Source organism: Streptomyces sp. NPDC056231 (genome assembly GCF_048270745.1).
Taxonomy (GTDB): domain Bacteria; phylum Actinomycetota; class Actinomycetes; order Streptomycetales; family Streptomycetaceae; genus Streptomyces.
The window spans coordinates 61,144-73,048 of the sequence record NZ_JBLVKW010000041.1 but is presented as its reverse complement, the minus strand read 5'-3'; the positions used below and the strand labels follow the sequence as shown (position 1 = coordinate 73,048).

Annotated in this window: 12 protein-coding genes; 7 read left to right on the top strand and 5 right to left on the bottom strand. The window is 69.8% G+C overall.

Annotated features, from left to right (window positions below):
- The 3 genes from ACNPQM_RS27130 to truA form a co-directional block, all read left to right on the top strand.
- On the top strand, positions 1–411 hold a 411-nt coding region (locus ACNPQM_RS27130; RefSeq protein WP_282573325.1), incomplete at its 5' end, for a DNA-directed RNA polymerase subunit alpha C-terminal domain-containing protein.
- A gap of 246 nt (positions 412–657) precedes the next feature.
- Positions 658–1,158, top strand: coding sequence for a 50S ribosomal protein L17 (gene rplQ / locus ACNPQM_RS27125; RefSeq protein ID WP_266982582.1), 501 nt, complete (start codon positions 658–660; stop codon positions 1,156–1,158).
- Between the two features lie 87 nt (positions 1,159–1,245).
- A complete protein-coding gene (truA, locus tag ACNPQM_RS27120) occupies positions 1,246–2,100 on the top strand; it encodes a tRNA pseudouridine(38-40) synthase TruA (protein ID WP_358861587.1) in 855 nt (284 codons plus the stop codon).
- A 197-nt stretch (positions 2,101–2,297) separates the two neighbouring features.
- Here the strand turns inward: truA and ACNPQM_RS27115 are convergent, their stop codons facing one another.
- The gene (locus ACNPQM_RS27115; RefSeq protein ID WP_418086055.1) at positions 2,298–3,152 is read right to left on the bottom strand and encodes a hypothetical protein; all 855 of its coding nucleotides are present in this window, start codon (positions 3,150–3,152) and stop codon (positions 2,298–2,300) included.
- A 58-nt stretch (positions 3,153–3,210) separates the two neighbouring features.
- Between ACNPQM_RS27115 and ACNPQM_RS27110 the strand changes: the two genes are divergently transcribed.
- The 4 genes from ACNPQM_RS27110 to glmM all read left to right on the top strand — a co-directional run bounded on the left by ACNPQM_RS27110 (position 3,211) and on the right by glmM (position 7,659).
- Entirely contained in the window at positions 3,211–4,839 is a 1,629-nt protein-coding gene (locus tag ACNPQM_RS27110; RefSeq protein WP_418086057.1) for an ABC-F family ATP-binding cassette domain-containing protein, read from the top strand.
- Positions 4,840–5,066: 227 nt separating this feature from the next.
- A complete protein-coding gene (gene rplM, locus ACNPQM_RS27105) occupies positions 5,067–5,510 on the top strand; it encodes a 50S ribosomal protein L13 (protein WP_018960214.1) in 444 nt (147 codons plus the stop codon).
- 44 nt (positions 5,511–5,554) lie between these two features.
- Positions 5,555–6,082 carry a 30S ribosomal protein S9 gene (gene rpsI, locus ACNPQM_RS27100; RefSeq protein WP_358861585.1) on the top strand — a complete coding sequence of 176 codons (528 nt, stop codon included), beginning with the start codon at positions 5,555–5,557 and terminating at the stop codon, positions 6,080–6,082.
- A gap of 218 nt (positions 6,083–6,300) precedes the next feature.
- On the top strand, positions 6,301–7,659 hold the full coding sequence (gene glmM, locus ACNPQM_RS27095; protein WP_418086054.1) for a phosphoglucosamine mutase: 1,359 nt from the start codon (positions 6,301–6,303) through the stop codon (positions 7,657–7,659).
- Between the two features lie 136 nt (positions 7,660–7,795).
- On the opposite strand, the gene ACNPQM_RS27090 is transcribed toward glmM, so the two are convergent.
- The 4 genes from ACNPQM_RS27090 to ACNPQM_RS27075 all read right to left on the bottom strand — a co-directional run bounded on the left by ACNPQM_RS27090 (position 7,796) and on the right by ACNPQM_RS27075 (position 11,476).
- Positions 7,796–8,734, bottom strand: a complete 939-nt coding sequence (locus ACNPQM_RS27090; RefSeq protein ID WP_358861583.1) for a DUF389 domain-containing protein — start codon at positions 8,732–8,734, stop codon at positions 7,796–7,798.
- Between the two features lie 29 nt (positions 8,735–8,763).
- The gene (coaA, locus tag ACNPQM_RS27085; protein ID WP_358861582.1) at positions 8,764–9,759 is read right to left on the bottom strand and encodes a type I pantothenate kinase; all 996 of its coding nucleotides are present in this window, start codon (positions 9,757–9,759) and stop codon (positions 8,764–8,766) included.
- A 119-nt stretch (positions 9,760–9,878) separates the two neighbouring features.
- The gene (locus tag ACNPQM_RS27080; RefSeq protein WP_418086053.1) at positions 9,879–10,877 is read right to left on the bottom strand and encodes a CU044_5270 family protein; all 999 of its coding nucleotides are present in this window, start codon (positions 10,875–10,877) and stop codon (positions 9,879–9,881) included.
- Positions 10,865–11,476 carry an RNA polymerase sigma factor gene (locus ACNPQM_RS27075; protein WP_358861580.1) on the bottom strand — a complete coding sequence of 204 codons (612 nt, stop codon included), beginning with the start codon at positions 11,474–11,476 and terminating at the stop codon, positions 10,865–10,867. Before ACNPQM_RS27075 ends, ACNPQM_RS27080 begins: the two co-directional genes overlap by 13 nt.
- Positions 11,477–11,905: the final 429 nt, after the last annotated feature.

Here is an 11,905-nt window from a genome sequence, read left to right as displayed (position 1 = left end):
CGTGACGCCATGGCGTCGGCCGGTAAGACCCTGGTCGAGCTGTTCGGTCTGGCCCGCGAGCTCAACATCGACGCCGAGGGCATCGACATGGGCCCGTCGCCGACGGACGCCGCGCTCGCCGCCGATCTGGCGCTGCCGATCGAGGAGCTTGAGCTCACGGTCCGTTCGTACAACTGCCTCAAGCGTGAGGGCATCCACTCCGTGGGTGAGCTCGTGGCGCGCTCGGAGGCCGACCTGCTCGACATCCGCAACTTCGGTGCGAAGTCGATCGATGAGGTCAAGGCGAAGCTGGCCGGTATGGGCCTGGCGCTCAAGGACAGCCCGCCCGGATTCGACCCGACCGCTGCCGCCGACGCCTTCGGCGCCGACGACGACGCGGACGCGGGCTTCGTCGAGACCGAGCAGTACTAGTTACACCTCCGGCTGGGGCGCCTGGGTTTCCGGGCGCCCCGGTCCGGGTGAGGGCTCTGTCCTCAATCTCCCCCATAGCCTTAAGGGCATGGGGGGACCCCCTCGACGGGCTTGATTTCGGCCGATGACTGATCTCATCGGCCGGGATGGTGTCCGGACGGCCCATGATCTTCCGTGAGGCGGCCGCTTCACGGGAACTGACACCGGTACCTGATACGGCCGGTGCAGCACACAAGGAGAAACACCATGCCGCGTCCCGCAAAGGGTGCCCGTCTGGGCGGCAGCGCCGCGCACGAGCGTCTGCTTCTCGCGAACCTCGCGAAGTCGCTGTTCGAGCACGGCCGCATCACGACGACCGAGGCCAAGGCCCGCCGCCTGCGTCCGGTCGCCGAGCGTCTGATCACCAAGGCGAAGAAGGGCGACATCCACAACCGTCGCCTCGTTCTGCAGACGATCACGGACAAGAGCATCGTGCACACGCTCTTCACCGAGATCGCCCCGCGCTACGAGAACCGCCCCGGTGGTTACACGCGCATCACCAAGATCGGCAACCGTCGTGGCGACAACGCCCCGATGGCCGTCATCGAGCTGGTCGAGGCGCTGACCGTGGCGCAGCAGGCCACTGGTGAGGCCGAGGCCGCGACGAAGCGTGCGGTCAAGGAGGACTCCCTCAAGAAGGACGAGTCCGCCGAGGTCGTCGAGGACGCCAAGCCGGCCGAGGCCGACGCGGAGTCCAAGGACGCCTGAGCGTTCTGAGACCACTGGACGGGCCCGCATCACCCTTCGGGGAGGTGCGGGCCCGTTCCGTACGTTCAGGCTTGAGAGGATCGTTGAGTGAGTGACGAAGTGGAGCCCGGTTTCGTACGGGTGCGGCTGGACCTGGCGTACGACGGCAAGGACTTCTCCGGCTGGGCGAAGCAGACGGCGCGGCGCACGGTGCAGGGGGAGATCGAGGACGCGCTGCGTACCGTGACGCGGTCCGAGCGGACGTACGACCTGACGGTCGCCGGGCGCACCGATGCCGGGGTGCATGCCCGCGGTCAGGTCGCGCATGTCGATCTGCCGGACGAGGTGTGGGCCGAGCACGGTGCGCTGCTGCTGCGTCGGATGGCCGGCCGGATGGCCCCCGATGTACGGATCTGGCGGGTGGCCGAGGCTCCGGCGGGGTTCAACGCGCGTTTCTCGGCGCTGTGGCGGCGGTACGCGTACCGGATCTCGGACCGGCCCGGCGGCGCGGATCCCCTGACTCGCGGACATGTGCTCTGGCACGACCGGCCGTTGGACGTGGACGCGATGAACGCGGCTGCGGCCAGGATGCTCGGGGAGCACGATTTCGCCGCGTACTGCAGGAAGCGCGAGGGTGCGACGACCATCCGCACGCTGCAGCAGCTGAGTTGGGTACGGGACGAGGCGTCCGGAGTCATCACGGGGACCGTGCAGGCCGATGCCTTCTGCCACAACATGGTGCGCGCGCTGGTCGGCGCCATGCTGTTCGTGGGCGACGGACGCCGCCCCGACCCGTGGCCGGCCCAGGTGCTGGCGGCGGGGGTGCGGGACCCGGGGGTGCACGTGGTGCGGCCGCACGGACTGACGCTGGAGGAAGTCGCCTACCCGGCCGACGAGTTGCTCGCCGCGCGCAACAAGGCGGCACGCAACATGCGGACGCTGCCCGGGGGCGGCTGCTGCTGAGGGGCGGTGCCGTCCACTGCCTCCGGACCTCCTCGATGCGCGCGTCACCGCCGTTCCCCGGCCCTGTCGGTGACGTTCCGGTGTGGCAACGTGTCCGAGCGAGGCCGGGGCGCGGCCGATGAGGGGGCCGGCCGTCCTGAGGAGGCGGGGCCGACCGGCGATGCCGGCGGCGGCCGCCACTGACTCCTGCGGCCGTGTCAGGTGGTGGGCGCGGTCGCCGCCGCCGAGGCCTGGACCTCGCCACGGTGGCGGATCTGCCGGAACGTGAAGTCCGTCAGGTCGTCGCCGACCGCGAAGACGTCCTTGTCGGCCTGGGTGACGTTCTTGCCGTTGGTGAAGCCCCCGATGGTGAAGTAGGCGTAGCGGCCGTACGAGTTGGCGGTGCGGCGGCAGATGGAACCGCCGCGGCAGAACGTCGGCACGCCCGCGCCGCTCAGCGACGCCAGACCGCCGGACGCCTGCTGCGCCGCCTTCTTGGCCTGCGCCTCCGTCTCGAAGACCGCGACGCCGACGGTGACGGCGATCCCCGCCTTGCTGTACGTGGCGCGGATGACCTGGTCGCAGCCGTTGTTCGCGAGGATCGAGCCGAGTGCGCCCTGGGTGGCCGCGGCGCAGTTCGACGTGCGGTGCGTGGCGCCCTTGGCGTACACGCGGTCGCCCATCGTCAGCTTCCTGCCGGGGTAGAAGGAGTCGATGGAGATCGGCGCCCTGTCCTTCTTCACATCGGATATGTAGTCCTTCGGGTCCGGCGGGGGCGGAGGCGCCACCGTGGAGAAGGACGGCTCGGGCTCCGCCGAGTCGGTCGGCAGATCGGCGGGTCCCGGCAACTGGCTCGCGTTCCTGCCCGAGCCGATGGAGCCGTCGTTGTTGTTGGTCGAGATGACGGCTGTCGCGACGATCGCCGCTATCGCGGCGGTGGCGAGGGCGCCGCCGCCGATCATCAGCCATTTCTTGCGACGGTTCCGCGCGGCGGATTCATCGGCCAGCGCTGCCCAGTCCGGAGTGTGATTGCCTCCGGGCCCCCAGGAGGGCCCCCCTTGCCCAAAGCTCATGCGGCGAATCCTAGAGGAGACATAAACCGGTTGGGCCAGGGCTTCGCGGGCCGTGACAATGCTGTGCATGGGACATCTTGAAGCAGGCCACCTGGAGTACTACCTACCGGACGGGCGGGTGCTGCTCGGCGATGCTTCGTTCCGGGTCGCGGACGGGGCCGTCGTCGCCCTCGTGGGGGCGAACGGCGCCGGGAAGACGACACTGCTGCGGCTGCTGTCCGGGGAGATCCAGCCGCACGGCGGCACGGTGTCGGTGAGCGGCGGACTCGGCGTGATGCCGCAGTTCGTGGGCTCGGTGCGGGACGAACGTACGGTCCGCGACCTTCTCGTCTCCGTCGCCCAGCCGCGCATCCGGGAGGCGGCGCAGGCCGTGGACAAGGCCGAGGAGCTGATCGTCACCGTCGACGACGAGGCCGCGCAGATGGCGTACGCGCAGGCCCTCAGCGACTGGGCGGAGGCCCGCGGGTACGAGGCCGAGACCGTCTGGGACATGTGCACCGTGGCCGCGCTCGGCGTCCCGTACGAGAAGGCGCAGTGGCGCGAGGTCCGCACGCTCAGTGGTGGTGAGCAGAAGCGGCTCGTGCTCGAAGCGCTGTTGCGCGGGCCCGACGAGGTGCTGCTGCTCGACGAGCCGGACAACTATCTCGACGTGCCCGGCAAGCGGTGGCTGGAGGGGAAGCTCAAGGAGACCCGTAAGACGGTCCTCTTCGTCTCGCACGACCGGGAGCTGCTGTCCCGGGCCGCGGAGAAGATCGTCAGCGTGGAGCCCGGTCCGGCGGGCAGCGACGTGTGGGTGCACGGCGGCGGTTTCGACACGTACCACGAGGCCCGCAAGGACCGGTTCGCCCGGTTCGAGGAACTGAAGCGACGCTGGGACGAGAAGCACGCCCAGCTGAAAAAACTGGTGCTCAGCCTTCGGCAGGCGGCGTCCATCAGCCACGAGCTGGCCTCGCGCTACCAGGCGGCGCAGACCCGGCTGCGGAAGTTCGAGGAGGCCGGGCCCCCGCCGGAGCCGCCGCGCGAGCAGGACATCAAGATGCGGCTGCGCGGTGGCCGGACCGGGGTGCGGGCGGTGACCTGTAAGGGGCTGGAGCTGACCGGGCTGATGAAGCCGTTCGACCTGGAGATCTACTACGGGGAACGGGTGGCTGTCCTCGGCTCGAACGGCTCGGGCAAGTCGCACTTCCTGCGGCTGCTGGCCGGGGAACCGGTCGCGCACACGGGGGAGTGGAAGCTCGGTGCGCGGGTCGTGCCCGGACATTTCGCTCAGACGCACGCCCATCCGGAGCTGATGGGGCACACGCTTGTCGAGATCCTGTGGACGGAGCACGCGAAGGACCGGGGCGGGGCGATGTCCGTACTGCGCCGGTACGAACTGGAGCGGCAGGGCGACCAGCCCTTCGAGAAGCTGTCCGGCGGGCAGCAGGCACGGTTCCAGATCCTGCTGCTGGAGCTGGCGGGAACCACGGCGCTGCTGCTGGACGAGCCGACGGACAACCTGGACCTGGAGTCGGCGGAGGCGCTGCAGGACGGGCTCGAGGCGTACGACGGGACCGTGATGACCGTCACGCACGACCGGTGGTTCGCGAAGTCCTTCGACCGGTACCTGGTGTTCGGGTCGGACGGGGTGGTGCGGGAGACGGCGGAGCCGGTGTGGGACGAGCGGCGGGTGGAGCGGGAGCGCTAGGGCCGGCGCGTTTTGACCCGTCCCGGGCGGGGCGGGTACTGTCGGGGGTTGTTATGCGTATCGGCTTCGTCGTTCTCACGCGAAGAGCCCTTACGTAGGTTCTCTGGAGCAGTTACCAGTGGCTCGCATACGGGCAGCGTTCCCGGCATTGTGAGCCCCAGCTGCATGATCGCTTCAGGGGTGCCATGTGTCTGGACCTCATCCACTGAAGAAGCGAAGGCTACGAAGTGCGTACGTACAGCCCCAAGCCCGGCGATGTGACGCGCCAGTGGCACATCATTGACGCGCAGGACATCGTCCTGGGTCGTCTGGCCACCACGGCTGCGAACCTCCTCCGAGGCAAGCACAAGGCGATTTACGCCCCCCACATGGACATGGGCGACTTCGTCATCATCATCAACGCCGACAAGGTTCACCTTTCCGGCAACAAGAAGACCCAGAAGATGGCGTACCGCCACTCCGGGTTCCCGGGTGGTCTGCGCTCCGTGCGTTACGACGAGCTCCTCTCCAAGAACCCGGAGAAGGCTGTCGAGAAGGCCATCAAGGGCATGATCCCCAAGAACACCCTGGGCCGTCAGATGCTCTCGAAGCTCAAGGTCTACGCGGGCGACCAGCACCCGCACGCTGCGCAGCAGCCGGTCCCGTTCGAGATCACCCAGGTCGCGCAGTAGTTCCGGCCTCCCCCTAAGACGTAAAGAAAGATCTGAGGAGAATCGTGGCCGAGACCACTGTTGAGAACCCCATCGAGGGCACCGAGGGCGAAGAGGTCTACGCCGAGGTGACCACCTTCGAATCGGAGGTTCCCGTCGAGGGCGAGTACACCAGCGAGTCGCTGGCGTCCCGCTTCGGCGAGCCGCAGCCTGCCGCCGGCCTTGGCCGTCGCAAGAACGCCATTGCCCGCGTCCGGATCGTTCCGGGCACCGGCAAGTGGAAGATCAACGGTCGCACCCTTGAGGACTACTTCCCCAACAAGGTGCACCAGCAGGAAGTCAACGAGCCCTTCAAGGTGCTCGAGCTCGACAACCGCTACGACGTCATCGCCCGCATCGCGGGTGGCGGCGTCTCGGGTCAGGCCGGTGCCCTGCGCCTCGGTGTCGCCCGTGCCCTGAACGAGGCGGACGTGGACAACAACCGCGCCCCGCTGAAGAAGGCCGGCTTCCTCTCCCGCGACGACCGTGCGGTCGAGCGCAAGAAGGCCGGTCTCAAGAAGGCCCGTAAGGCTCCGCAGTACAGCAAGCGCTAATCCGCCTGCTCACCTGCTGTACACGTTCGCCCCGGAGGCACTCCTGTGCCCCCGGGGCGTTCGTTTATTGGCACCCACAGGCGTATAACGGCATCAGACGTTCATAGGCCCGCCATGCTTGGCATGGCTCTTTGTTGCCTGGCGTCGTTCTGGGTCATGCCTGCCATGACGTGTTTTGTTTTCGCAGTTCGGTTTCGGAGCATCTTCGGAGGACACCAGTGGGACGACTCTTCGGCACGGACGGCGTGCGCGGCGTCGCCAATGCGGACCTGACGGCCGAGCTCGCGCTCGGTCTGTCGGTCGCTGCGGCGCATGTGCTCGCCGAGACGGGCACCCTTGAGGGGCATCGGCCGACCGCGGTGGTGGGCCGTGACCCCCGCGCGTCCGGAGAGTTCCTGGAGGCTGCCGTGGTGGCCGGTCTGGCGAGCGCGGGCGTGGACGTCCTGCGCGTCGGTGTGCTGCCCACCCCCGCGGTGGCGTACCTCACCGGCGCGCTGGGCGCCGACCTCGGCGTGATGCTCTCCGCCAGTCACAACGCCATGCCGGACAACGGTGTCAAGTTCTTCGCCCGTGGTGGTCACAAGCTCGCCGACGAGCTGGAGGACCGGATCGAGACGCTCTACGAGCAGCACCGCACCGGTGAGCCGTGGGCGCGTCCGACCGGTGCCGGTGTGGGACGGGTCACGGATTACACCGAGGGCTTCGACCGGTACGTGGCCCACCTCGTCGCAGTCCTGCCGAACCGGCTCGACGGGCTGAAGGTCGTCCTCGACGAGGCGCACGGCGCGGCCGCCCGGGTCTCGCCCGAGGCATTCGCCCGGGCCGGCGCCGAGGTCGTCACCATCGGGGCCGATCCGAACGGCCTGAACATCAACGAGGGCTGCGGCTCCACCCACCTGGAGTTGCTGAAGACCGCCGTCGTCGAGCACGGCGCCGACTTCGGTATCGCGCACGACGGCGACGCCGACCGCTGCCTCGCCGTGGACGCCTCGGGCGAGGAGGTCGACGGCGACCAGATCCTGGCCGTGCTGGCCCTCGCCATGCGCGAGGCCGGGCAGCTGCGCAAGGACACCGTGGTCGGCACGGTCATGTCCAACCTCGGCTTCAAGATCGCCATGGAGCGGGAGGGCATCCACCTCGTCCAGACCGTCGTCGGTGACCGTTACGTCCTGGAGTCGATGAAGGCGGAGGGCTACGCGCTGGGCGGCGAGCAGTCCGGCCATGTCATCGTCCTCGACCACGCCACGACCGGTGACGGCACACTGACCGGCCTGATGCTGGCGGCCCGGGTCGTCGCCACCGGCCGTACGCTCGCCGACCTGGCCGGTGTCATGCAGCGGCTCCCGCAGATCCTGGTCAATGTCCGGGACGTCGACAAGTCCCGGGTCGACACCTCTCCGGAGCTGGCCGCCGCGGTCGAGGAGGCCGAGCGCGAGCTGGGCGACACCGGGCGCGTACTGCTGCGCCAGTCGGGCACCGAGCCGCTGGTGCGGGTCATGGTCGAGGCGGCCGACATCGAGCAGGCACGGTCGGTGGCCGGGCGGCTGGCCGACGTGGTGAAGTCCGCCCTGGGGTGACCTCGGCCGTACGAGGTTTCCCCGTACGAGGGTGAGGTGCCGCCCGGTGTTCCTCCTGGAGGGGCGCCGGGCGGCGTCGTGTGCGGCCGCTGCCGGACGACAGCCGAAGGACCGTCGCCGGCTCCGGTCCGTCGCGTCAGGCAGCCCGGATCCGACGTCGGTGCATCGCCCACAGCGCCTTGAGGACCAGCAGTGTCAGCGTGCCCGCGAGCACGATCCCGCCGAGGTTCGCCATCAGCTGGCCCACCGAACCCCACGTCTGGGAAAGGTCCTGGTAGCTGAAGGCCACCGCCGCATTGGCGGCCGCGGGCACCGTCGTCACCGAGATCGCGACGCCGATCAGCGCACCCGACTTCGCCGAGGTGAGGGAGAGCGTCCCGCCGATGCCCGCCAGGAACGCCACCACGAACGACATCCAGTCCGGCTGCCAGATGAACGCCGTATTGGGCCGCTTCGCCTCGATCATCGCCTCCGTGAACAGCCCGAGGCTGTTCATCATCCAGGCGAACCCGGCCGTCAGCACCATCGCTACGGCGAACCCGCCGACCAGCGCCCACAGCGACCGCCACACCAACCGCGGGGCACGCTGCACCAGCGCCGTGGAAATGCCGGCCAGTGGCCCGAACTCCGGGCCCACCGCCATGGCGCCCACGATCAGGATCGCGTTGTCCAGCATCACACCGCAGGCCGCGAGCATCGTGGCGATCGTGAGGAACGCCAGATAGGTGACGCTGAGCGTCGACTCCTCGTGGGTCGCGTCCGCCAGTTCCTCCCACAGCACCGCGTCCGCGCCCTCGCCCGGCGCCTCCTCCTCGGCCCGGTCGGCATGCGCGGAGAGCGTCAGGTCCGTCTCCTCGACGCTGATCGAGCCGGACTCGTCGATGCCGAGCTCGCGCAGTGATGCGATCAGCTCGTCGCCCGCCTCACGCGCCACGTCGCACGTCACGACATCGCCCGCGGGGTCGAGGGCGACACCGGGCATGACCACCAGATGCGTGGCGCCGACGGTGTGCTGCACGACGTGCACCACCTCGTCCGTGCGGCCGTGAGGGACGATCAGGCGCAGATGCAGCACGCGGATACTCCCGGGGAGGCTCGGGGGGCTCAGAGTTTGCGCAGGGAGAGACGCTGGACCTTGTGGTCCGGGCCCTTGCGCAGCACCAGAGTGGCACGGCCGCGAGTGGGTGCCACATTTTCCAGCAGATTGGGCTTGTTGATGGTCCGCCACATGGTGCGGGCGTACTCCATGGCCTCCTCCTCGGAGACCTGGGTGTACGTGCGGAAGTACGAGAACGGGTTCTGGAAGGCCGTCTCGCGCAGCTTGCGGAAGCGGTTGAGGTACCAGGTCTCGATGTCCTCGGCCCGCGCGTCCACGTACACACTGAAGTCGAAGTAGTCGGCGAGCCCGACCCTGGTGCGGCCGTCCTTGCCGGGGAGCGCGGGCTGCAGCACGTTGAGGCCCTCGACGATCAGGATGTCGGGGCGGCGTACGGTGAGCCGCTCGCCCGGCACGATGTCGTAGATCAGGTGCGAGTAGACGGGCGCCGTCACCTCGTCCTTGCCGGCCTTGATGTCGGCGACGAAACGGGTCAGGGCACGCCGGTCGTACGACTCGGGGAACCCCTTGCGCGACATCAGCCCGCGCGCCCGGAGTTCCTTCATCGGCAGCAGGAACCCGTCCGTGGTGACGAGCTCCACCCGGGGGTGCTCGGGCCAGCGGGCGAGCAGCGCCTGGAGGATACGGGCACTGGTGGACTTGCCGACGGCCACGCTGCCGGCGACCCCGATGACGAACGGGGTGCCCCGCTGCTCGCCGTGGCCGTTGCCCGCGTCCCCGAGGAAGGTGTTCAGGGCGCCTCGCAGGCCGGAGGTGGCCTGGACGTAGAGGTTGAGGAGGCGGGAGAGCGGCAGATAGACGTCCCGTACCTCGTCGAGGTCGATGACGTCACCGAGCCCGCGCAGCTGTTCCACCTCGTCGGCGGTCAGCGGCAGCGGCGTCTTGTCGCGCAGGGCGCTCCACTCGGCGCGCGACAGGTCGACGTACGGCGTCGAAGCCGGCTCGGCGCGTCGGTGGGTGCTCCGTGGCGGCGAAGTGATCACGGGTTCATTGTCGCGGGAGTTCTGACCCAGTGGGGGGTGGGGTCGGTCACGTGGAAGGGCTGCGGCCCGGTGTCCGCACCCCTGTAGCGGACACCGGGCCGTTTCGTACCACCCTGCGGTCAGGGCTTCAGGCCCTTGGCGTCGACGACGGCGGCCCTGATCCGCGCCTCGCTGACGAGGACCTCCCCGGCCTTGTACGTCTCGGGCGGGACCTTCATCCCGGTGGGAACCTTCATCTCGTAGTCCTCGACGGCCACGAAGCGCATGCCCGCGTAGCTGTAGTCGCGGGGGCTGATGAGGATCTCGCGCTGCTCGTGCGAGCCGTCCTCCTTCCGTGTGATGGCAATGGCATCGCGCCCCGCGGCGTCCTTCACGAGATGGCCGGTGACCTTCACCCCCGGGACGGTGGCCAGCGCACGGTAGATCCGGGCGAGGGCGTCCGGCGCGATCGGGTACGCCTCGACCATCAGACCCATGGCGCGGAAGCTGTGCTGGGCCTCGGCCTCGGGAGGGCTGTCGGCGGTGTGGCCCGTCGGATAGAACGAGCGGACCTTCGCCAGCAGACGCGCCGGATCGTCGGGCAGCTCATCGGCGGCCCGGTAGACCTGGCGGGCCGTGCGGTAGTCGCTGTCCTTGCCGTTCTCCGCCGCGGCGGAGTTGTCGTACGGAACCCAGGAATCCGGGTTGTACGAGAACTGCCCGGCGGCGGCCGAGTCCGACCGGTCCACGGCGGCCGAGCCCGCCTTGGGCTCCTGCTGGGCGATCTTCGTCCGGGTGTAGATCCACTGGTCGTCGCGCGGCTCCGGCGCGGCCTGCTGCTTCGCCAGCTCGTCGGCGGCCCGGTTCAGTACCTCGGCCGGGCTGTCCAGGGTCAGGGGGGCCGCCGCGGTGGCCCGGTGAGTGGGACCGTCCGCGCCGAGCTGCGTGGTCAGCAGAGCGGCTGCGGTGATCGCCGCCGCGGCGCCGATCGACGCCATCCGCCAGTCGGCACGCAGCCGGCGGGTGCGCCGGCCGCCGGCAAGGGAGTCCGTCAGCCGTTGCCGGCCGGGAGCGAGCGCGGCACGGTCGGGGACGGGGGCATCTGCGCGCAGCTCGCGCAGCTGGGTCATTTCGTCCATGACGGGCTCAGCTCCATGACGTCGGATGTGAACGCGGGGTCGGTGTGCAACGCCTCGCGGACCTTGCGACGGGCGCGGTTGAGGCGGGACCGCACGGTGCCGAGCGGGATGCCCAGCGCCTGTGCGACCTCCTCGTATCCGAGGTCCGCCCAGGCGACGAGCAGCAGCACATGGCGGTCGCCGGGGGAGAGCGCGGCGAGCGCTCCGGCCAGCGGGACCTGGGCGGCGATCCGGTCGTCGGAGCGGTCGCTCCAGGACGCGGCGACCGTGTCCTGACCGGTACGGGCCAGGGCCCGCAGACTCCGCTCCTCGCCGCGCCGGTGCTTGCCGATGAGATTGGCGGCGATGCCGTACAGCCAGGGCCGGGCGCCCCGGCGGGTGGTGTCGTAGCGGCGCCGGGACCGGAACGCGATGAGGAACGTCTCCGCCGTGATGTCGTCCGCCGCGCCCTCCCCGAGGCGGCGTGCGGCGTACCGGTGGATGTCGGGCGCGTGGCGGTCGTAGAGCCCGGCGAAGATCTCCGGCTGCTCCAGCGACTGGGCGACGATCTCGGCGTCGTCGGCTTCGGTGATGGGCCGTCCGGTCGGGGGTCCGGTCACAGGGGCTCCTGGGGCTCGGTCGGTGAGCGTCTCACCCCTTGTTCCCCGCACGGCGCACAAAGGTTCACGGGCGCAGGGGCTGAGGACGCAGGCCGCCGGGCGGACGCCCTCAACCCCTGTATGGGCCCGGTGTCCGCCGCGGCGGCCCATCCGCAGCAACTTCGGCACGGACCGGGTCCGGCTCTTCAGCCGATGGTGCGGCCCTCCATGCGGGCGGACCCGCGCACGGCGGCCGTGGTGAGGGAACGCCTCAGCCGACCCTGCCGGCTGGGCGGGCAAGCCGATGTCCGGAACTCGGCACGGGAGGCCTCGATCTCCCGGATGACACGGTGAACGTCCGGCGCCGGAGGAGGGACGGCGAAGAGCCTGCTCCGACGCCACGGCACACAGGCCCATGGCGTCGGAGCAGGCTCGTGGCGCCCGCGGCCG